The sequence below is a fragment of the Amycolatopsis pittospori genome (assembly GCF_013870525.1).
GTDB classification, from domain to species: Bacteria; Actinomycetota; Actinomycetes; order Mycobacteriales; family Pseudonocardiaceae; genus Amycolatopsis; species Amycolatopsis pittospori.
Window position 1 is genome coordinate 28,834 of sequence record NZ_JACBXD010000037.1, and the last position, 24,060, is coordinate 52,893.

Below are 24,060 nucleotides of genomic sequence, written 5' to 3' on the forward strand. Positions count from 1 at the left end.
TAGGGTTCCCTTGTTCTTGTAACGAAGTACCGAGATGCGGCTGAGCCGCGCAAGGGGTTCAAGATGGCACGAGCAGTGGTCGGTGAACGGATTCCGGTCTACGACGTGGTCGGGGTCGGGTTCGGGCCGTCGAACCTGGCGCTCGCGATCGCCCTCGCCGAACACAACTCCGTGCCGGGAGCCGAGACCGTCACCGCCCACTTCCTCGAGCGCCAGGTCCGGTTCGGCTGGCATCGCGGGATGTTGATCGACAACGCCACCATGCAGGTCTCGTTCCTCAAGGACCTGGCGACGATGCGGAACCCGACGAGTTCGTTCAGCTTCCTGTCGTACCTGCACAGCAAGGGGCGCCTGGTCGATTTCATCAACCACAAGAACCTCTTCCCGCTGCGGATCGAGTTCCACGACTACTTCGAGTGGGCCGCGGCGAAGGTGGACGACGTCGTTTCGTACGGCACGGAAGTGCTTTCGGTCACGCCGGTCTTCGACGGCGAGGAGATCGTGTACTTCGACGTCCACGCCCGCACCGACGGCGAGCTGGTCGATCTGCGCGCCCGCAATCTGGTGATGGGCACCGGTCTGCGGCCGAACCTGCCCGAAGGTGTGACCCCGGGCACTCGCGTCTGGCACAACAGCGAACTGCTGCACCGCATCGAGGGACTGGCGGCCGAGGATCCGCGCCGGTTCGTCGTCGTCGGCGCCGGCCAGAGCGCGGCGGAGGTCAGCGCCCTGCTGCACGACCGTTTCCCGAAGGCGGAGGTCTGCGCGGTGTTCGCGCGCTACGGCTACAGCCCGGCCGACGACAGCGCGTTCGCCAACCGGATCTTCGACCCCGAGGCGGTCGGCCGGTTCTACGAGGCGCCGGAAGCCGTCAAGGAACGCCTGATGCGCTACCACGGCGCGACGAACTACTCGGCCGTCGACATCGAGCTGATCGACGAGCTGTACCGCCGCATCTACCGCGAGAAGGTGCAGGGGATCGAGCGGCTCAAGCTGATCAACGTCTCCCGACCGACCGAGGTCACCGACACCGGTTCCGAGGTCCGCGTCACCATCGAGGCGCTGGAGACCGGCGAGCGGACCCGGCTCGACGCCGATTTCGTGGTCTACGCCACCGGGTACAGCCCGGCCGACCCGACGCCGTTGCTCGGTGAGCTCGGGGCGACCTGTGCCCGCGACGACGAGGGCAGGCTGCGAGTCGAACGCGACTACCGGCTCGTCACCGATCCGCCGCTGGAGGGCGGGATCTACCTCCAGGGCGGCACCGAGCACACCCACGGCATCACGTCGTCGCTGCTGTCCAACACCGCCGTCCGCGTCGGCGAGATCCTGCAGTCCATTGTGGACCGCCGGGCTGCCGGGACCTCGCGCCCCGAATACGCCGTGAGCGGCACCGGCCCCGCTTGACCCGCGCACGACGTTCAACAGGCTCGACCGGTGGAGGCACCCCGATGACCCGCGGCTTTCCCCTGACTTCGGCCCAGAAGGGGATCTGGCTGGCTCAGCAGCTCGACCCGGCCGACCCGGTCTACACGATCGGCTGGTTCACCGATCTCCGCGGCGGGATCGACCTGGGCCGGCTGGGCGACGCCGTCCGGCGGGCGGTCGCGGAGGCCGAATGCCTGCACGTCACGGTCGACCACGAGGACGGGACGCCGGTGCAGCGGCCCGCCACTCCGGGGGAGGTCGCCGTTCTCGACTTCAGTGGCGAGCCGGACCCGGAAGGCGCCTCCGACGAGTGGATGCGGGCGGAACTGGCCGTCGTGGCGGACCTCGGCCGGGGCCCGCTCACCGCGCACGCGCTGCTGGTGCTGGCCGAGGACCGGGTCCGCTGGTTCCAGCGCTATCACCACCTGGTGATGGACGCCTACGGCCAGGCGGTGCTCGCGCGCCGCGCGGCCGAGCTGTACGCGGGGACCGCGGAGGAGGTCGCTTGGCCGCTCTCGGGACTGCCTGACGCCGAAGCCGCTTACGACGGTGCGGCCGACCGCGCGTATTGGCTCGCCGAACTCGCGGGCAGGCCGAATCCCGTACGGCTGCTCGAACGCGCCTCGTCCGGTCCGGTCCGGCTGCGCCGGCACTCCTGGGAGCTGCCCACGGCGAAGACCGGGCGCCTGCGCAAGCTGGCGCTGGACTCGGGAACGCGGCTGTCGCGCGTCACGATCGCCGCGGTGGCGGCCTACGCCCATCGCGTGACCGGTGCCGAAGACGTGGTGCTCGGTCTGCCGGTCACCGCTCGCACCACCCGTGAGCTGCGAGAGCAGCCCGGCATGACGTCGAACGTCCTCCCGCTGCGGCTGACCGTGCGGCCCGAGATGACGGCGTCTCAGCTGGTCGCCCAGGTCGCGGCGAAGGTGACCGCGCTGCTGACGCACAGCCGGTATCGCGGTGAGGACCTCGCGCGCGAACTCGGCGCGAGCGGCGGAGTGCACGAACTCGTCGGGCTGAGCGTGAACTTCATGGCCGTCGACGCCGAACTCGCGTTCGGCGACGCGAGCGCCACCGTGCACAACCTCGAACTCGGGCCGATCAGCGACGTGGCCATCGCCGCGTACGACGACGGTGAGGGCCGGGGCCTGCGGCTCGACTTCGACGCGGACGCGGCCGTCTCCTCGGACGAGGAGCTGGCCGAGCACCGGCGCCGGTTCACCGCGGTGCTGGACGCCCTGCTGGAGCGGCCGGATCTGCCGCTGGCCTCCGTCGACCTCCTTTCCGCCGAGGAACGCGCCTTGGTGCTGGACGACTTCGGGACCGCCGTGGCGGCGGACGCGCCGGAGGTGTCCTGGCCCGAGGCGTTCGCCCGGGTCGTGGCGCGGAAGCCGGCCGCCGAGGCCGTCGTCTGCGAGGACGTCCGGCTGACCTACGCCGAGGTCGACGCCGCCGCCAATCGCCTGGCCCGGCTCTTGCGGCGGCGAGGTGTCTCCGACGAGGACGTCGTCGCCGTGGCGATGCCGCGTTCGGCCGATCTGGTCGTCGCCCTGCTGGCCGTCATGAAGGCCGGGGCCGCGTACCTCCCGCTCGACCTCGACCACCCCGAAGACCGCATCGCCTACATGCTGTCCCACGCCGGTGCCGAGATCGTGGTGTCCACGAGGGACGAGGCGGCGCAGCTTCCGTCCACTGTGGACGTCGAACGCGTACTGCTGGACGATCCCGCGGTCGTCGCGGAGCTCGCGACCCTCGATGCGTCCACTGTGGACGTCGCGGGGATCACGCTGGACAGGGCCGCGTACGTCATCTACACCTCCGGTTCGACCGGGAAGCCGAAGGGTGTCGTCCTGTCCCACGACGGGATCGGCAGCTTGATCAGCACGGCGACCGAACGTATCGGCATCGGCCCGGACAGCCGGGTCGTCCAGTTCGCCTCGACCGGGTTCGACGTGACGGTCTGGGATCTGGTGATGTCGCTGTGCGTGGGCGGCACGGTCATCGTGGTCCCGTCGCATCGCCGTGTCGCGGGCGTCGAACTGACCGGCTACATCACCGCGAACGCCGCGACCCACATGATCCTGCCACCGTCGCTGGTCGCGGCGCTGCCACCGGACTGCGAACTGCCGAAGGGCGCGGTGCTGATCGTCGGCACCGAGACCGTCCCGCCGGAACTGATCGCGCGCTGGGCCGAGGATCTGCGGGTCGTGGCCGCGTACGGGCTGACCGAGGCGACGGTGAACTCGACGCTGTGGGCGGCCGAACCCGGCTGGACCGGGCCGATCCCGATCGGCGGGCCGGATCCGAACACCCGCTGCTACGTCCTCGACACCGCGCTGCGGCCGGTCCCGGTCGGCGTCGAAGGAGAGTTGTACGTCGGTGGCCGCGGACTCGCGCGGGGTTACGCCGGACGCGCGGGCCTGACCTCCGAGCGCTTCGTCGCCGATCCGTTCGCCGGCGCGGGCGAACGCATGTACCGCACCGGCGACCGGGTCCGCTGGCGCGCCGACGGCAACCTCGACTTCCTCGGCCGCACCGATCACCAGGTCAAGATCCGGGGGTTCCGCATCGAACCCGGGGAGATCGAATCCGCGCTCGCGGCTCGGGCCGGGGTCGAGCGGATCGCCGTCGTTCCGCGCGAGGTCAAGCCGGGGGACCGGCGACTGGTCGCCTACGTCGTCCCGGAAGCGGGCGGATCGCCGTCGCTGCTCAAGGAGCTGCGGACCCACGCGGAATCGGTGCTGCCGCAGTACATGGTGCCGTCGGCGTTCGTCGAACTGGAACGCCTGCCGATCATGCCGAACGGCAAACTCGACCGCACTTCGCTGCCGTTGCCGGACTTCGGCGCCGCCGCCACGGGCCGGGCGCCGCGTACCGAGCGGGAACGGATCCTGTGCGACGTCGTCGCGAGGGTGCTCGGCCTGCCGTCCGCCGGGGCCGACGACGATTTCTTCTCGCTCGGCGGCGACAGCATCCTGTCCATTCGGTTGGTGCTCGGCGCGGCGGAACACGGCCTCGCCATCACCCCGCGCCAGGTGTTCCGGCACCGGACGCCCGAGGCCCTCGCCGAATGCGCGGACGTCGTCCCCGGAGAATCCACTGTGGACGATCGCTCGTTGCTGGAGCTGACCGACGCCGAACGCGCGTCGCTCGCCGAATACGCCGACGTCCTGCCAGTGACCCCGTTGCAGGAAGGGTTCTTCTTCCACGCGGAGTTCGAAGGCGGCTCGGCCGCCGACGTCTACACGGTCCAGGAGGTGCTGGACCTCGAAGGCGATGTCGACGCCGACGCGCTGCGCCGGTCGCTGCAGGCCTTGCTCGACCGGTACTCCTCGCTCCGGTCCGGTTTCCGGCAGCTCGACGGCGGCCAGGTCGTCCAGACGGTGACCCGGCACGCCGAACTGCCGTGGCGCGAAGTGACCGCCGAAGACGCCGCGGAAGCCTTCGAAGTCGATCGTGCGCGCCGGTTCGACTTCGCCCGGCCGCCTCTGTTGCGGGCGGCCTTCGCCCGCCTCGGTGAGGGCCGCGCCAAGCTGGCGCTCACGTTCCACCACGTCATCGCCGACGGCTGGTCGGTCGCGGTGCTGCTCCGCGAACTGCTGGCCGGCTACCCCGAGGTGGACGCGCTTCCTGAACCGGACACCCGCGCCGGCCACCTGCGGCGGCTCGCTTCCCGCGACCACGAGGCCTCGCGGGAAGCCTGGCGGAACGCGCTGTCCGGAGTGGACGAACCCACCCGGCTGATCGAGGCGCCGGCGACCACACCACAGCCGGGCCGAGTGCGTCTGAACCTCGGCGGGCGGGCCACCGCGGAGCTGTCCGCCATGACGCGAGCGCACGGTCTCACCCTCGGTACCGTCCTGCACGGTGCCTGGGGCCTGGTGCTCGGCGGGCTTACCGGCCGGGACGACGTGCTGTTCGGCTGCACGGTCTCCGGGCGGGACACCGGTGCCGCCGGGATCGAGTCGGCGGTCGGCCTCTACATCAACACGGTGCCGGTGCGGCTGCGCTGGTCCCCGTCCGAAACCGTCGCCGCGGTGCTGCGGCGGCTGCAGGACGAGCAGGCGTCCTTGCTGGAGCACCAGCATCTCGGCCTCGGCGAACTGCAGCGTCTCGCCGGTGCCGGGCGGCAAGACCTGTTCGACACCCTGGTGGCAGTCGAGAACTTCCCGCGTGAGGAGCCCTCCGGAACCCTGCGCCTCACCGGCGTCGAGGTCACCGACGCGGTGCATTACCCGGTCGCGGTGAGCGCGACACCCGGCGATGACCTCGAGTTCACCCTCAAGTTCGACGCGAACCGGATCGGCGCGGTCGCGGCCGGGCAGCTCGCGGAGCGGTTCGCCCGCCTGCTGGAGACGCTGACCGCGAACCCCGGCCTGCCGATCGCGGCCGTCGATCTGCTGTCGCCCGCCGAACGCGGGCGCCTGACCGAACTCAACGCGACCGCGCATCCGGTGCCCGAGCGCACGCTGGCCGGGGCCTTCGCCGAACAGGTCGCCAAGACGCCGTCCGCGACGGCGGTGGTGTTCAAGGACACCGAGCTGTCCTACGCGGACCTCGACGCGCGTGCGGAGAGCCTGGCGCGCAGGCTGCGTTCCCTCGGAGCCGGTCCCGAGGAGATCGTGGCCGTCGCCGTGCCGAGGTCGGCCGAGCTGATGGTCGCCCTCCTGGGGGTGCTCAAGGCCGGGGCCGCCTACCTGCCGATCGACCTCGACTACCCGGCCGATCGCCTCGAATACATGCTGGCCGATTCCGGTGCGCGGCTCGTGGTCTCGGAACCCGGGTCTGCCTCGCGGATCCCCGCCGTCGCCGGGCTGACCCACGTTTCCGTGACCGGCGAGACCGCGGTCGACGATGTCCAGGGCACCGCCGCCGGACCGGACAACACCGCCTACCTGATCTACACCTCCGGCTCGACAGGACGGCCGAAGGGTGTGGCCGTCACACATCGCGCGACCGTCAACCATCTGGCCTGGATGCAGCACGAGTACCGGCTCACGGCCTCGGACCGAGTACTGCAGAAGACGCCATCGGGTTTCGACGCGTCCGTTTGGGAGTTCTTCTGGGCGTTGTGCGAAGGCGCCACGGTGGTGCTGGCCGAACCGGACGGCCACCGCGATCCGGCCTATCTCGCGCGGCTGGTCCGGGACCGGGGGATCACCACCCTGCAGGTCGTCCCCTCCCTGCTCGCCGTGTTCCTCGGCAGCGAGGAGGTCATCGAAGAGCTCGGCAGGGCTCGCTCGCTGCGGCGGGTCTTCGCCGGTGGTGAGGCGCTGCCCGGCGAGATCTCCGCCCGCTGGCGTTCGCTCGTCGGTGTTCCGCTGTACAACCTCTACGGGCCGACCGAGGCCGCCGTGGACGCGACCTTCTTCGACGCCACCGGCTCCGACGGGATCACTGTCCCCATCGGGCGTCCGGTGTGGAACATGCGGACGCACGTCCTCGACGGCTACCTCCGTCCGGTGCCCGACGGTGTCGCGGGCGAGCTTTATCTCGCCGGTGTCCAGTTGGCGCGCGGCTATCACGGGCGTCCCGGTCTGACCGCCGAACGGTTCGTCGCCGACCCGTTCGGCGAACCGGGGCAGCGGCTGTACCGGACCGGGGACCTGGTCCGGCGCCGCGCCGACGGCGAGATCGAGTACCTGGGCCGCACCGACCGTCAGGTGAAGATCCGCGGCAACCGGATCGAACTCGGCGAGATCGAGGCCGTTCTCGCCGCGCAGCCCGGCGTCACGGCGTCGGCGGTGGTGGCGAAGGACGGCGCACTCGTCGGCTACGTGGCCGGTGGCGCGGATCCGGAGCGGTTGCGAGCGGCGGTGAGTGACGCCTTGCCCGCTCCGATGGTCCCGCAGGCGTTCGTGGTCCTCGACGAATTTCCTCTGACCCCCAGCGGAAAGCTCGACGTGCGGGCGCTGCCCGCGCCCGAGATCGCCACGCCTGCGCCGACGGTGCCCGGTGACGAGCGGGAACGCGCGCTCGCGGCGATCTTCGCCGACGTCCTCGGTCTCGACGGGGTCGGTGCCGACGGTGACTTCTTCCTGCTGGGCGGCGACAGCATTTCGTCCATCGCCGTGTCGAGCCGCGCGCGCCGGGCGGGCTTCGAACTGAGCCCGAAGGACGTCTTCGAACTCCGGACCCCCGCCGCGCTCGCCGCCTCCTTCACCCAGGCCGAGCCGGGACCGGTGGCCGATGCCGAGGGTGTCGGCGCCGTCCCGCTTCTGCCCGAGGTCCTCCGCCTCCGGGAACTGGGTTCCGCGGCGCAGCCCGAGTCGGTGGTGCTGAGCACGCCGTCCGGTGCCGACGTCGAGACGCTCGCGGCGGCCCTGCAACTGGTCCTCGACCATCACGACGGTCTGCGTCTCCGGTTGTCGCGGGTCGCTTCGGTGCTGTGGTCGCTCGAAACACGTCCACAAGGGACGGTCTCGGCCGCGGACCTGCTCCGCCGCGCCACCGATTCGCAGGAAGCGGAGTACGAGGCCGCCGTCGACCGGCTGGTCGACACGCTGTTGCAGGCGGTCTGGTTCGACGCCGGTGACGAGCCGGGCAGGCTCCTCCTGATCGCACACCCGGTTCTGCTCGACGCGCGAAGCTGGACGAGGCTGGCGGCCGATCTCGCCGCCGCCTGGCGGGCCGTGACCGGCGGCAGGGCTCCCGTATTCGCTCCTGTCGGGACGTCGCTGCGGACCATCGCTCGCCGGATCACCGAAGGCGCGCAGGATCCCGCGCTGCTCGGCGAGATCGAACACTGGACCGAGACCCTGGCGCCCGGCGCCTACGCGGTTCCCGTGACCGGCGTGATGACCGACCGCACGATCAGTCTGTCCACTGAGGACACTCGGGCGCTGGTCGAGGCGCTGCCGTCCTCGGCGCACGGAGACGTGACCGACGTCCTCCTGGCAGCGCTCAAGTCCGCCGTCGAGGGTGACCTCCTCGTCGACGTCCATGCCCGGGTAAACGATCTCCCGGACACGATCGGCGCGCTCACCTCGGCGCATCCGGTGCGGATCAGCGCCACCGGCGAGCCGCCGTCGCTGCTCAAGGCGGTCAAGGAGACCGTGCGCGAGGTCCCCGGCGGATACGGGCTCCTGCGTTACCTCAACGCCCAGACCGCGTCGCTGTTCGCCGGGTTCGCGCGGCCGGGGATCGCGCTGCGATACGACGGCCGAGTCCCGGCCGGCGCGGGGGAGTGGCAGGTCGCCGGACGTCCGGCGGTGCCGCCGCCCGGTGACCACGTCCTGCGGATCGGGGCCGTCTGCGAGGACACCGAAGCCGGGCCGAGGCTGACGGCGACGTTCGCGGGGCCTGCCGACGCCGTCGCGCTCGCGGACCGCTGGGTCGCCGCACTGACCGAACTCGCGACGGCTCGCACCGGCGAGGACGTGGGTCTCACGCCGTCCGACCTCGAACTGGTGTCGCTGACCCAGGAGGAGATCGACCGCGTCGAACGGTCGAGCCCCGTGCCGGTGGCCGACGTCTGGCCGCTGTCGCCGTTGCAGGAAGGCCTGTTCTTCCACTCCAGCTACAACTCGGACCGCGTCGACATCTACACGATCCAGGAGGCGATCGACTTCGATCACCGCCTGGACGCCGAGCGCCTCCGGTCGGCGGTGTCCGCGCTGCTCCGCCGGATCCCGAGCCTCGGGGCCGGGTTCACCAGCGAAGGACTGCGCGGCCCGGTGCAGTTCGTCGCCGCCGCGGTCGAACCCCCACTGTCCGAAGTGGACCTCTCGGAGCTGTCCGAAGAGGAACGGCGAACACGCTTGGCAGAACTGATGGCCGAGGACCGCGCGACGCGCTTCGACCTCGGCGCCCCGCCGCTGTTCCGGCTCAAGCTGGTGCGGCTCGGGGACGGGCGCGACCGTGTCGTGCTGAACCGGCATCTGCTGTTGTGGGACGGCTGGTCGGCGTGGTTGTTCATCGAGCAGCTGTTCGAGCTGTACGACCTCGGCGGGGACGACCGGAGTCTGCCCAGCCCCGGGTCCTATGTGGACTTCCTGCGCTGGCTGGACCGGCAGGACATCGAAGTCGCCACGAGTGCGTGGCGCGAGGCGCTGTCCGGGCTCGCCGAGCCGACCGTCGTCGGGCCGGAAGGCCAGGATCTGGTCCCGGCCACCCCGGTCGACCTCGACACGGTCCTGTCCGGCGACCTCAGCCGCAGGCTTCGGGACCAGGCGCGACGGCACGGGCTGACCGTCAACTCCGTGCTCAACGCCGCCTGGGGCCTGGTCCTGTCGACCATGACCGGCCGCCACGACGTCGTCTTCGGCGCCGCCGTCGCGGGCAGGCCAGCCGCCGTACCCGACATCGAGAACACCATCGGCCTGTTCCTCAACACCGTGCCCACCCGGATCCGGCTCGACCCGGCCGAACCGGTCCTGGACATGGTGCGGCGGCTGCAGTCCGAGCGGATGGACCTGACGCCGTACGAGTTCATGAGCCTCGGCGTCCTGCAGCGGGAAGCCGGGCATCGCGTCTTATTCGACACGCTCTTCGTGCTGCGCAACGCCGACGGTGACGAGCGCCGCGACGGGCTTCGTCACCGGCACGGCATCACCGACCTGCTCAACATCGACGCGACCCACTACCCACTGACGCTCGTGGTGACCCCGGGCGAGGAAATGCGGTTCACGCTGTCCTACCGGGACGACGTGATCGACGCGGCCGGTGCCGCTTCGGTGCTGGACCGGTTCACCTCGCTGGTCGAACAGCTCATCGACGATCCGGCGAAACCGGTCGGCGCGCTCGCGACGGTGTCCACCGAGGACCGTGCCGCGCTGGAGGCGGGCTGGGCCGAAGCCGAGCATCCGGTGATCGAGGACACGATCGCGGATCTGCTCGCCGTCCAGGCGGAACGGACTCCCGACGCGACCGCCCTGGTGTTCGGCGCGGAACAACTGACCTACGCCGAACTCGACGCGCGGATCAACCGGATGGCGCGGCTGCTACTGGCCAAGGGCGCCGCGCCGGAGCAGGTGATCGCGCTCGGTCTGCCGCGTTCGATCGACATGGTCGTCGCCCTGTTCGCGGTGCTGCGGACCGGCGCGGCCTACCTGCCGCTGGAACTGGACTACCCGGCCGACCGGCTCGCGGTGATGCTGGAGGACGCGGCACCGCTGTGTCTCGTGTCCACCAAGGACGTCTCGGCGACGCTTCCCGAGGCCACGCCGCGGGTCCTGGTCGACGAGCACGAGGACAGGGCGTTCGACGACGGCCCGATCTCCGACGCCGAGCGCCCGCTGTTCGCGCGAGGCCGCGCGGACCGTATGGAGCACCCGGCGTACGTCATCTACACGTCCGGCTCGACCGGCAAGCCCAAGGGCGTCGTCACGCCGTACCGCGGCCTGACGAACATGCAGCTCAACCACCAGGGCGCGATCTTCGCCCCGGCCATCGCGTCGGCGGGCGGACGGCGCCTGCGGATCGCGCACACCGTGTCGTTCGCCTTCGACATGTCCTGGGAAGAGCTGCTGTGGCTCGTCGAGGGGCACGAGGTCCACGTCTGCGACGAGGAACTGCGGCGGGACGCGCGGGCGCTCGTGGCCTACTGCGACGAGCACGAGGTCGACGTCATCAACGTGACGCCGACGTACGCCCACCTGCTGATCGAAGAAGGACTACTGGACGGGCACCGGCCCGCGCTCGTGCTGCTGGGCGGCGAGGCGGTCTCGGAGTCGGTGTGGAACCGGCTGCGCGACACCGACGGCACCTACGGCTACAACCTGTACGGCCCCACCGAGTACACGATCAACACCCTCGGCGGCGGCACGACCGACAGTGACACCCCGACCGTCGGAATGCCGATCTGGAACACCCGCGCGTACATCGTCGACGCCTGGCTCCGGCCCGTCCCGGACGGTGTCGCGGGTGAGCTCTACATCGCGGGGGAGGGACTCGCCCGGGGCTATCTCGGACGTCCCGGCCTGACCGCCGAACGGTTCGTCGCGGATCCGTTCGCCACCGGGGGCGGGCGGATGTACCGCACCGGCGACCTCGTACGCCGTCGCCCGGACGGGAACCTCGACTTCCTCGGCCGCACCGACGACCAGGTCAAGATCCGCGGCTACCGCGTCGAACTCGGCGAGATCGAGACCGCGCTGAGCCGGAACCCGGAGGTCGCGCAGGCGGCCGTCATCGCGCGGCCCGACCCGTCGGCGCCCGGCCTGCAACGGCTCGTCGGCTACGTCGTCCCGGCCGAACTGAGCGGGGACGCGCGGGCAGAGGCGGAGGCCGACCAGGTCGGCGAATGGCGGCAGATCTATTCCGACGAGTACACCGAGATCCCGACAGCGCTGTTCACCGAGGACTTCGCGGGCTGGGACTCCAGCTACGACGGCGACCCGATCCCGCTGGAGCATATGCGGGAATGGCGGCGGGCCACCGTCGAGCGGATCGCCGAACTGAAGCCGGAGCGAGTGCTGGAGATCGGCGTCGGCACCGGTCTGCTGATGGGGCAGATCGCGCCGCTGGTGCGGGAGTACTGGGGTACCGACCTCGCCGCGCCGGTGATCGCGAAGCTGAACCGGGAACTGGAGCAGGATCCGGCGCTGGCGGCCAAGGTGAACCTGCGCGCCCAGCCGGCGCATGTGTTCGACGGCCTGCCCGCCGGCCGCTTCGACACCATCGTGATCAACTCCGTCATCCAGTACTTCCCGAGCGTGGACTACCTGACCGACGTCATCACGAAGGCGATCGGCCTGCTCGCCCCCGGCGGCGCGCTTTTCGTCGGCGACGTGCGGAACCTGCGGCTGGCGCGGTCGTTCCACACCGCGATCCAGCTCACCCGCGCCGACGCGACGTCCGACGTCGCCCAGCTGCGGCGGGCGATCGAACGCGGCGCCGCCCTGGAGAAGGAACTGCTGATCGATCCGGACTACTTCACCGCGCTCGCCCGGCGACTGCCGGATGTCGCCGCGCAGGTCCGGATCAAACGTGCCCGCCTGCACAACGAGCTGAGCCGGTACCGCTACGACGCGGTCCTGGTCAAGGAACCCGCCGAGACCCTGTCGGTCGCGCGGGCACCGCGTCTGACGTGGGACTCGGTGGGCTCGCTCGCGTCGCTGGAACGTCATCTCGCGGACGCGGAGACGCTGCGGGTGAGCCGGATCCCGGACGCACGGCAGGCGTCGGAGGTCGAGGCGATGCGGGCACTGGACGCCGGTGCCCCGCTCATCGACGTCCTCGAACGCTTCCGTGCCACCGGTGGCGGTGTCGAGCCGGAGGAAGTGCACGAACTAGGCGCCCGGCTCGGGTTCCGGGTGCACTGCACCTGGTCGGCCGACGGCGCCTTCGACGCGGTGTTCGTCCACGACGGACAGCCGGACGCACTGGTCACCGGGGTGCATCAGCCGGTTTCGGTCGGTACGAACCTGACCAAGTACGCCACGAGCCCGACGTCGGCCCGCGGTGGCGGTGAGCTGGTGCAACGTCTGCGGGACCGGCTCAAGACGGAACTGCCGGACTACATGGTCCCGGCCGCGTTCGTCACCCTCGGCGCCCTGCCGCTGACGGACAACGGCAAGCTCAACGTACGGGCGCTGCCGGACGCCGATCCGGCCGTGCGGCTCACCGAGAGCCGTCCGGCGGAGACCGTCGAGGAAGAGACGCTGTGCGCGCTCTTCGCCGAGGTCCTCGGGCTGGACGGCGTCGGTGTCGAGGACGACTTCTTCGATCTGGGCGGCCATTCGCTGCTCGCGACCCGGCTGATCAGCCGGGCGCGGACCGAACTCGGGGCCGAACTGGCCATCCGCGATCTGTTCGAGGCGCCGACGGTCGCCGAACTGGCCGCCCGCGCGGGCGGCGGCGAACCCGCGCGGCCGGCGGTAGTCCGGGTGGAGCGCCCGGACCGGGTCCCGCTTTCGTCGGCTCAGCGCAGTCTCTGGCTGGTCGACCGGATGGAACCGAACGCGGTCGCGTACAACTTCCCGCTGACGTTCCGGCTCCGCGGCCGCCTCGATCTCGTAGCCCTGCGGGCCGCGCTGGGCGACGTGCTCGGCAGGCACGAGGTTCTGCGGACGGTGTTCGTCGAGCACGACGGCGAGCCCTACCAGCACGTTCTCGACGCGCCGGAGATCCCGTTCACCGTCGAGGACTGTGACGAGGCCGGACTGGACGCCCGCGTCGCCGAACTCTCGCGGACGCCGTTCGACCTGGCGCGGGAGATCCCGGTCCGGTTGCGGGTTCTGCGGCTCGGCGCCGAGGACCAGGTGATCTCGCTCGTCCTGCACCACGTCGCGACCGACGAATGGTCCGACCGCCCGTTCCTGGGCGACCTGACCTCGGCGTATCACGCGCGCCTCGCCGGATCGAGTCCGGTGTGGACGGACCTGCCCGTCCAGTACGCCGACTTCGCTTTGTGGCAGAAGGACTTCCTCGACCAGCGCGGCGCCGCACAGGTCACGTTCTGGGCGGACTCCCTGCGTGGCGCTCCGGACGAGCTGACGCTGCCCCTGGACCGGCCGCGGCCGCTCCGCCCGACCGGCCGGGGTGGGAAGGCCAAGTCGCCGCTGCCCGCCACGTTGTCGGCGGCGGTGCGCGACCTGGCCGCCGGGTCCGGGGCGAGTCCGTTCATGGTGCTGCAGGCGGCGGTCGCCGTGCTGCTGCACCGGACCGGCGCCGGCGACGACATCCCGTTGGGTGCCCCGATCGCCGGGCGCACCGACGCGGCACTCGACGACCTCGTCGGCTTCTTCGTGAACACCCTGGTGCTGCGCACCGATCTCTCCGGCGAGCCGACGTTCGCCGAACTGCTCGATCGCGTGCGCGAGGCCGACCTCGCCGCGTTCTCGCACGGTGATCTGCCGTTCGAGCGCGTCGTCGAGGAACTGAACCCGCCCCGGAGGCCGGGCCGTACTCCGCTGTTCCAGGTGATGGTGGGCTACCACCGGCAGAGCGGTGCCCACGACGTGCTCGGCCTGCCCGCCGAGTGGTTCGAGATGGACACCGGCATGGCCAAGTTCGACCTGCATTTCACGATGGTCGACGACGAGCACACCGCCACGCTGATGCTGGAGTACGCCGAAGACCTCGCCGACGCGGCGACCGCCGGGCGGCTGCTCACCCGGCTCACGTCCGTCCTGGAGCAGGTCACCGCCGAGCCGGACCGGCCGGTCGCCGCGCTCGACGTCCTCGTCGGGGACGAGCTCGCGCGGGTGACCGAGTGGAACAGCACTGCTCGCGAGGTGCCGGTCGCGACGCTGCCGGAGCTGTTCGAGGCTCAGGTGGCGCGGACTCCGGATGCCCCCGCGTTGGTGTTCGAGGGCACCGAGCTCTCCTACGCGGAATTCGATGCGCGGGCGAACCAGCTGGCCCGGTGGCTGGTCGAGCAGGGCGTGGGCGCGGAGTCGGTCGTCGCGGTGTCGTTGCCGCGGTCGATCGAGCTGGTCGTGGCCTTGTACGCGGTGCACAAGGCGGGTGGCGCCTACTTGCCGATCGATCGCGACTACCCGGCCGATCGCATCGCGTTCATGCTCGAAGACGCGGCTCCCGCCGTCGTCATCGACACCTTCCCCGAACTCGACGGCTACTCCGGTGCGAATCTTGACCGGGTCGTCGATCCGGGTGCTCCGGCGTACGTGATCTATACGTCGGGTTCGACCGGTCGTCCCAAGGGCGTTGTCGTGCCCCATTCCGGCATCGTGAACCGTCTACTGTGGATGCAGGACAAGTACGGCCTGACCGCCGATGATCGGGTTCTGCAGAAGACGCCGTCGAGTTTCGATGTGTCGGTGTGGGAGTTCTTCTGGCCGCTCGTCACCGGCGCGACGCTGGTGGTCGCCGAACCCGAAGGCCACAAGGACCCGGTCTACCTGGCCGAGCTGATCCGCGCCGCCCGGATCACGACCGTCCACTTCGTCCCGTCGATGCTGGCCCTGTTCCTGGAGACACCGGCCGCGGCCGGCTGCACCGGCCTCCGTCGCGTCCTCTGCAGTGGCGAGGCATTGCCTTCCGGCCTCGCCCGCAGGTTCGCCGACGTCCTCGGCGACGGTCTGCACAACCTCTACGGCCCGACAGAGGCTTCGGTCGACGTCACCGCCTGGCCCGCCGGTGCGGAGACGACACCGTCCGTCCCGATCGGACGTCCGGTGTGGAACACGCGCACCTACGTACTGGACGCGCGGCTCAACCCGGTTCCGCCGGGTGTCCCCGGTGAGCTCTACCTCGCCGGAGTCCAGCTCGCTCGCGGATACCTCGCCCGGCCTGGGCTGACCGCCGAGCGGTTCGTGGCGAACCCGTTCACCGCGGGGGAGCGGATGTACCGCACCGGCGACCTCGCCCGCTGGTCCGGCGAGGGCGTGCTGGAGTTCCTGGGCCGAGTCGACGACCAGGTCAAGATCCGCGGCTTCCGGGTCGAACTCGGTGAGGTCGAGGCGGCCTTGACCGCTTCCGGGTCCGTCACGCGTGCCGTGGTCGTGGCCCGGGAAGACCGGTTGGTGGCTTACGTCGTCGGGTCCGACAGCGGCCTGCGGACGGAGGTGGCCGCGAAGCTGCCCGAGCATATGGTGCCGTCGGCGATCGTCGTCCTCGACGAGATCCCGCTGACCCCGAACGGCAAGATCGACCGTAAAGCTCTCCCTTCACCCGAGTTCGCGACCGTTGAAGGCCGTGAACCGCGGAACGCGCGCGAAGTGGCGTTGTGCGCGCTCTTCGCTGACGTGCTCGGTGTGGAGAGTGTCGGGATCGATGACGACTTCTTCGCGCTCGGCGGGCATTCGCTGCTGGTGATGCGGCTGGTCAGCCGGATCACCGCCGGTCTCGACGCGGGAGTGTCGGTCCGCGACGTGTTCGACGCGCCCACAGTGGCGGCCCTGGCCGAGCGGCTCGCGGCACCGTCGGCCCGTCCGGCCCTGACCGCCGGGCAGCGGCCCGAGGTGCTGCCGCTTTCGCCCGCGCAGCAACGGTTGTGGTTCCTGTACCAGCTCGAGGGGAGCACGCCGACCTATAACATCCCGCTCGCCTGGCGTTTGCACGGCGAACTGGATGCCGATGCCTTGCGTGCGGCCATCGGTGACGTCGTGGAGCGGCACGAGACGCTGCGGACCGTGTTCGTCGAGGAGGAAGGTGTTGCGTCGCAGCATGTTCTCGCCGATGCGCGGCCGGACGTCACGTTCGTGGCCGCCGAAGACCTCCCAGCCCAGCTGTCCGCCGAAGCCGGGCGCGGGTTCGCACTCGACGAGGACCTTCCGATCCGGGTGACGGTCTTCGCCGTCTCACCGCGAGAGCACGTCCTGCTGCTGGTGCTGCACCACGTGGCGACGGACGAGTGGTCGCGCGGACCGCTGATGAACGACCTCGCGACGGCCTACGCGGCTCGGCTCGCCAACGAGACTCCACAATGGACAAAACTCCCGGTCCAGTACGCGGACTACGCGTTGTGGCAGCGCGAACTACTGGAATCGACGTCAGCCGGACAGCTCGAGTTCTGGCGGGACGCGTTGGCCGGATTGCCGGACGAGCTGACCCTGCCCACCGACCGTCCGCGTCCGGCCGAGGCGAGTCACCGCGGCGGCCTGGTCACCTTCCCGATCGATGACGTGCTCACCGGACGTCTGCGCGAGGTGGCGCGACGGCACGACGTCAGCATGTTCATGCTGGCCCAGGCCGCGGTCGCCGCGTTGCTGCACCGGCTCGGCGCCGGGGACGACATCCCGCTCGGTGCCCCGAGTTCCGGCCGCACCGACGAACGGCTGGAGTCGCTGGTCGGCTTCTTCGTGAACTCGCTGGTGTTGCGGACCGATCTGTCCGGCGACCCGGCGTTCGGCGACCTGCTGGCGCGCGTGCGCGCGGCGGACCTGGCCGCCTTCGAGCATCAGGAGCTGCCGTTCGAGCGCCTGGTCGACGCGGTCAACCCGGAACGGTCGCTGGCACGGCACCCGTTGTTCCAGGTGATGGTGGTCTACCTGCCCGAGTCCGGCGAAGGCCTGGAGCTGCCCGGGCTGCGGGCGGACCGAGAGGACTTCGCGCAGGGCATCGCCAAGTTCGACCTCGAATTCGCGTTCCTGGAGAACACGAACGGGATCTCGGGTGCGATCGAGTACAGCGCCGACCTGTTCGACCACGCCACGGCCGAGGCGTTCGCGCGGCGGCTGGTCGCCGTCCTGGACCAGGTGGCCGTCGATCCCGGGATCACTGTCGGCGCGCTCGACGTCGTCGACGAGGACGAGCGCGCGCTGCTCGAACGCTGGAACGACACCACGCACGACGTCCCGGCGACGACGCTGCCGGAGCTGTTCGAGGCTCAGGTGGCACGGACTCCGGATGCTCCCGCGTTGGTGTTCGAGGACTCCACGCTGTCCTACGCGGAGCTGAACGAGCGGGCGAATCGCCTGGCCCGATGGCTGGTCGAGCAGGGCGTGGGCGCGGAGTCGATCGTCGCGGTGTCGCTGCCGAGGTCGCTTGAACTGGTCGTCGCGTTGTACGCCGTCCACAAGGCCGGTGGCGCCTACCTGCCGCTCGACACGGACTATCCGGCCGACCGGCTGGCGTTCATGCTCGAAGACGCTTCCCCCACGGTAGTTCTCGACACCCTTCCCGCTCTCGACGGCTACTCCGGTGCGGATCTGGGCCGGACGGTCGATCCGTCCGCTCCGGCGTACGTGATCTATACGTCGGGTTCGACAGGACGTCCGAAGGGCGTGGTGGTGCCCCACAAGGGCATCGTGAACCGCCTGCTGTGGATGCAGGACGAGTACGGCCTGACCGCCGATGATCGGGTTCTGCAGAAGACGCCGTCGAGTTTCGATGTGTCGGTGTGGGAGTTCTTCTGGCCGCTCGTCGCCGGCGCGACCCTGGTGGTCGCCAAACCGGACGGCCACCGCGATCCGCGCTACCTCCAGGAGCTGATCCGGGACCAGCGGATCACGACGCTGCATTTCGTCCCCTCGATGCTCCAGGCGTTCCTCGCGGAGGAGCCGCGGTGGCACGGCGTCCGCCGGGTCCTGTGCAGCGGCGAGGCACTGCCGCCGGAACTGGCCGCCCGCGTGGACGTGCCGCTGCACAACCTCTACGGGCCTACGGAAGCTTCGGTGGACGTGACCTCGTGGGAGGTCGTCGACGACACCGTCCCCATCGGGCGTCCGGTGTGGAACACCCGCACCTATGTGCTGGACGCACGGCTGAACCCGGTCCCGCCCGGTGTCGCGGGCGAGCTCTATCTCGCGGGCACGCAACTCGCGCGGGGCTACCTCGGTCGCGCCGGTTTGACGGCCGAACGGTTCATCGCGAACCCGTTCACCGCGGGGGAGCGGATGTACCGCACCGGTGACCTGGCCCGATGGCGTGCCGACGGGGCGCTCGAATACCTCGGCCGCGCCGACGACCAGATCAAGCTGCGCGGGTTCCGGATCGAACTCGGCGAGATCGAATCCGTGCTGTCCCGGCGAGTTCCGGCCCGGGTGCTCCTGCGCGAAGGCAGGCTCGTCGCCTACCTCGCCGGCCAGGCCGACGTCGAGGAGGCACGACGTCTCGCCGAGACCGCGTTGCCGGAGTACATGGTGCCGTCGGCGTTCGTGGTGGTGGACGAGTTCCCGCTGACCCCCAACGGGAAGCTCGACCGCAAGGCGCTGCCCGCCCCGGACTTCGCGGAGGCAGTCTCCGACGACACGCCGCGTACCGAACGGGAAGAACTGCTCGCCTCGCTCGTGGCCGGCGTCCTGGGACTGGGGAAGGTCGGTATCCACGACGACTTCTTCCGTCTCGGCGGCGACAGCATCGTCGCGATGCAGTTGGTCGGCCGGGTGCGGGGAGCGGGTCTGCTGCTCAGTCCTCGGGACGTGTTCCGGCACCGGACCGTCGCGGCACTGGCCGAGGCCTGCTCGGTCAGGCTCGACGCGCCGGCCTCGTCCAGCGGTAAGCCGCTGGTGGAACTCGACGCTGCCGAACGCGCCGAGATCCTCGAAGCGGCACCGGATACGGCCGAGGTCTGGCCGCTGACGCCGTTGCAGTCCGGGTTGCTCTTCCACGCGACGATGGACGGCGACGGACCGGACGTCTACACGGTTCAGGTCGCCTTCGACCTGGAAGGGCCGCTCGACCCGGAGCGGTTGCGAGACGCCGCGCAGGCACTGATGGATCGGCACGCCGTCCTGCGCACCGGGTACCGCTACCTGGCTTCCGGCCGCCCGGTGGCGTTGGTCGCGCGTTCGGTCACGGTCCCTTGGCGCTTCGTGCCCTCCGCCGACGACGTCGAGACGGAGATGGCCCACGACCGGCGCCGGTTCGATCCGGCGGCCGCCCCGGTGCTGCGTTTCCTCCTGCTGGCACTGCCGGACGAGCGGCATCGTCTGGTGTTCACCCACCAGCACGTACTGCTCGACGGCTGGTCCGTGCCGCAACTGTTCGCGGAGCTGTCGCAGCTCTACGCCGGTGCGAGCCTGGAGCCCGCCCGGCAGTACCGCGACCACCTCGGCTGGCTCGGGGACCAGGATCGCGACGCCGCCGAAGTCGCTTGGCGGCAGGCGCTCGACGGCCTGACCGAACCGACGCACGTCGTCCCGCATGACCCGCAGCGGGTCCCGGCGCTGCCGGAACGCCTTGCGCTGGAACTGCCGGAGCAGGCGACGTCGGCGCTGGCCGAACTCGCGCGCTCGCGGGGTCTGACACTGAACACGCTCGTCCAGACCGCGTGGAGCCTCGTGCTCGGCAAGCTGACCGGCCGGTCCGACGTCGTCTTCGGCGCGACCATCGCCGGGCGCCCGCCCGAACTGGCGGGGGTCGAGCGGATGATCGGCCTGTTCATCAACACGGTCCCGGTCCGGATCACGGTCGACCCCGCCGAGCGGCTGGGTGCGCTCCTCGACCGCGTTCAGGACGAACAATCCGGCCTGATGGCGCATCAGCACCTCGGGCTCGCCGACATCCAGCGCGGCGCCGGACTCGGCGAACTGTTCGACACGTTGATGGTCTTCGAGAGCTACCCGGGTGCGGACGAGGACGAGACCGGCAGCGGACTGCGTGGCGAGATCGTGCGCCACGAGGACTCCACGCACTATCCGCTCACCTGGGCGGTGGAACCGGGCGAGAGGCTGAAGCTCACCGCCGAATACCGCGCGGATCTCTTCGACGAGGGGATGCCGGAACGGCTTCCGGTGGCGATGGAACGGGTGCTGGCCGCGATGGTGTCCGATGTGGACGTCCGCGTCGGACGGATCGACATCCTCGCCGAGGCCGAACTCGACCGGATCGTCCACGGCTGGAACGACACGGCGCTCGTCGTGGAACCGTCCACCGTGGCCGGTTTGTTCGAGGCGCAGGCCCGGCGGTCGCCGGAAGCGACGGCGGTGGTGTCCGGCGACGTCACCTGGACCTTCGCGGAGCTGAACGAACGCGCCAACCGGCTCGCCCGGGTGCTGGTCGCCCACGGGGTCGCGCCGGAGGACTTCGTCGCGCTCTCGTTGCCCCGTTCGGCGGACGTGCTGCTGGCGATCCTCGCCGTCCACAAGGCGGGGGCGGCGTACCTGCCGCTCGATCCGGACTACCCGGCCGAGCGACTGGCGGCCATGCTCGCCGACGCGCGGCCCAAGGTGATCCTGACCGAGCCCGAGCTGCTGGAGTCGCTGCCGCGGACCGAGATCGAGACGCTGGTGCTCTGCGCGCTCAGCACCGAAGACCGGCTTTCGAGCGACCTCACCGACCGCGACCGCATCCGCCCGCTTTCCCCGGAACACCCGGCGTACGTCATCTACACCTCGGGGTCGACCGGGACGCCCAAGGGTGTCGTCGTCCCGCATCGCGGTGTGGTGAACCTGTTCCACAGCCATCGCGCGACGCTGCACCGCCCCGCGGTCGAGGCCACCGGCAAGCCGCATCTGCGGGTGGGGCACGCGTGGTCGTTCTCCTTCGACGCCTCCTGGCAGCCGCAACTGTGGCTGCTCGACGGGCACGCGGTGCATATCGTGGACGAGGAGACCCGCCGCGACCCCGAACTGCTGGCCGCGATGATCGATCGCGACGGCTTCGACTTCATCGAGGTCACTCCGTCGTTCTTCGCGCAGATGGCGGACGCGGGGTTGCTCGACGGCGACCGGTGCCCGCTGGCGGTGATCGGCGTCGGCGGCGAGGCGGTGCCCGAGAGCCTGTGGCGTCGCCTGGCCACTTTGGACGGAACCGAGGCCTTCAACCTGTACGGCCCGACGGAGTCCACAGTGGACGCGCTGGTCGCGAGGATCGGCGACAGCGAGAAGCCGCTGGTCGGCCGTCCGGTCGCCAACACCCGGGCGTATGTGCTGGACGCCGCGCTGCGGCCGGTCCCACCAGGCGTCACCGGTGAGCTCTACCTCGCCGGGGCCGGTCTCGTCCGGGGTTATCTCGGGCGGGCGGCGTTGACGTCGGAGCGGTTCGTGGCCGACCCGTTCGGTCCGGCGGGGGAGCGGATGTACCGCACCGGCGACCTGGCGCGGTGGACCGCGGACGGCAGGCTGGACTTCGGCGGACGGGCCGACGACCAGGCGAAGATCCGCGGCTTCCGGATCGAACCGGCCGAGATCGAAGCCGTGCTGGAGCGGCACGAGGACGTGGCGCAGGCTGTCGTCCTGGTACGTGAGGACCGGCCCCGGGTCAAACAGCTGGTCGCCTACGTCGTGACCACCATGGATTCCCCCGACCTGCGCCGGTTCGCGATGGAGTCGTTGCCGGACTACATGGTCCCGGCGGCGTTCGTCACGCTGGACGCGCTTCCGGTGCTGTCCAACGGGAAGCTGGATCGCAAGGCACTGCCCGCCCCGGATTACGCGGAGCTGGCCGGAGGCCGCGCGCCGGAGACCGACCGCGAGAAGACGCTGTGCGCGGTGTTCGCCGAAGTACTCGGCGTCCCGGAGCTGGGCGTGGACGACGACTTCTTCGCCCTCGGCGGGGACAGTATCGTCGCGATGCAGCTGGTCGGCCGCGCGAGGGCGGCCGGGTTGCGGATCTCGCCGCGTCAGGTGTTCTCCGGGCGTACCGTCGAGGCACTCGCCGAAGTCGCCACCGAGGTGGTCGCGGCGACCGGTCCGGCGGACGACGGGACCGGCACGGTCGGACTGACGCCGATCATGCACGCCCTGCGGGAACTGGGCGGGCCGATCGCCGGATACCACCAGGCGGCGCTGCTGCAGACGCCGTCCGGGATGACCGGCGAGCAGGTGACCGCGGTGCTCGGGGCGGTGCTCTCGCGGCACGACATGCTGCGCGCCCGGCTCGACCGATCGGTGGACGGCTGGGCGCTGCGGGTGCCTCCGCCCGGCGACGTCGCGGGCCTGATCGAACGCGTGGACATCGAAGGCAGGGAAGGCGACGAGCTGTTCGCGGTGATCAAGGAGCATGCCGGACCGACCCGGTCACGGCTCGATCCGGACGCCGGGACCATGGTGAGTGTGACCTGGTTCGACGCCGGCGCGTCGGGCACCGGCCGGCTGCTGGTGCTGATCCACCACCTGGTGATCGACGGGGTGTCGTGGCGGATCCTGTTGCCGGACTTCGCTTCCGCGTGGGAAGCGGTCGCCGCCGGCCGGGAACCGGAACTGTCCTTCGTGGACACGTCGTTCCGCCGGTGGTCGGAGGCGTTGTCGGCACAGGACCGGGAAGGCGAACTGGAGCTCTGGAAGTCGGTCGTCGGCGGCGGGGACCCGATCCCGCTGGACCGGCCGCTCGACCACGGGCGCGACGTGATGGGCACGGTGAAGGCGTTGTCGCTGACCCTGCCCGCCGAACGCACCGCTCCGCTGCTTTCACGGGTGCCCGCGGTGTTCCAGGCGACGATCAACGACGTCCTGCTCACCGGCCTCGCGCTCGCTGTCGCCCGCTGGCGCCGCGACGAGGGCAGGGCGGTGCTCGTCGACCTCGAAGGCCACGGCCGTGAAGAGGAACTGGCGGGCGGCGCGGACCTTTCGCGGACCGTCGGCTGGTTCACCAGCGTGGTCCCGGTCCGCCTCGACCTCGGCGACCTCGACCTGGACGACGCGTTCGACGGCGGACCCGCCGCCGGTGTCGCGCTCGACCGGGTCCGGGCACACTTGGACGGGCTGCCGGTGGCCGGTGTCGGGCACGGGCTGCTGCGGTACTTGAACCCGCGGACCGGCCCGGAGCTGGCCGCGTTCGCGAAACCGCAGATCGAGTTCAACTACATGGGCCGGTTCGGCGTCCCCGAAGCGACCGACTGGTCGTACGCGGCGGAAGCCGAGGCGGCCGACCTCGGGGCGGACGACGGGATGCCGGTGTCGCACGCCCTCACGATCAACGCGCTGACCGAGGACCGACCCGGCGGTCCCGAACTGAGCGCGTACTGGTCCTGGCCGGACGCCGTACTGACCGAAGGATCGGTGCGGGAACTGGCGGAGGCCTGGTTCACCGCGCTGGACGCGCTCGCCCGGCGGGCGGTCCGGCTCGACTCGCTTGACGACGGAGAACAGAAGGAGAGCAAGGCATGACGAACCCGTTCGAGAACCCCGACGGCTCGTACCTGGTGCTGGTCAACGACGAGGGGCAGCACAGCCTGTGGCCCGAGTTCGTCGAGGTCCCGGCGGGCTGGACCACGAAGTTCGGCCCGGCCGCGCGTCCGGAGTGCCTCGAGTACGTCGAGACCCACTGGACCGACCTGCGGCCCGCTTCGCTGGTGAAGGCCATGGAGTCCTGACCCTCTTGGGCCGAGTTGGTCGTGAGTGG

The 24,060-nt window shown here is 70.7% G+C and carries 3 protein-coding genes; all 3 read left to right on the forward strand.

Features of this window, described 5'->3' with window-relative positions:
* Positions 1–63: 63 nt before the first annotated feature.
* Genes H5J31_RS21350 through H5J31_RS21360 form a run of 3 tightly spaced genes read left to right on the forward strand, consistent with a single transcriptional unit; the run spans position 64 to position 24,031 of the window.
* Complete coding sequence (locus H5J31_RS21350; protein WP_181774387.1) at positions 64–1,407, forward strand: lysine N(6)-hydroxylase/L-ornithine N(5)-oxygenase family protein; 1,344 nt, start codon at positions 64–66, stop codon at positions 1,405–1,407.
* A gap of 44 nt (positions 1,408–1,451) precedes the next feature.
* Positions 1,452–23,825 (forward strand): non-ribosomal peptide synthase/polyketide synthase, encoded by a 22,374-nt coding sequence (locus H5J31_RS21355; RefSeq protein WP_181774388.1) that lies wholly within the window; start codon positions 1,452–1,454, stop codon positions 23,823–23,825.
* Positions 23,822–24,031, forward strand: a complete 210-nt coding sequence (locus H5J31_RS21360) for an MbtH family protein (RefSeq protein WP_181774389.1) — start codon at positions 23,822–23,824, stop codon at positions 24,029–24,031. The genes H5J31_RS21355 and H5J31_RS21360 overlap by 4 nt, the downstream gene beginning before the upstream one ends.
* Positions 24,032–24,060 lie beyond the last annotated feature (29 nt).

What these genes read in the sequence shown, in the direction of transcription:
- H5J31_RS21350 (WP_181774387.1), top strand. Translation starts at nt 64, where the DNA reads ATGGCACGAGCAGTGGTCGGTGAACGGATTCCGGTCTACGACGTGGTC.
- H5J31_RS21355 (WP_181774388.1), top strand. Translation starts at nt 1,452, where the DNA reads ATGACCCGCGGCTTTCCCCTGACTTCGGCCCAGAAGGGGATCTGGCTG.
- H5J31_RS21360 (WP_181774389.1), top strand. Translation starts at nt 23,822, where the DNA reads ATGACGAACCCGTTCGAGAACCCCGACGGCTCGTACCTGGTGCTGGTC.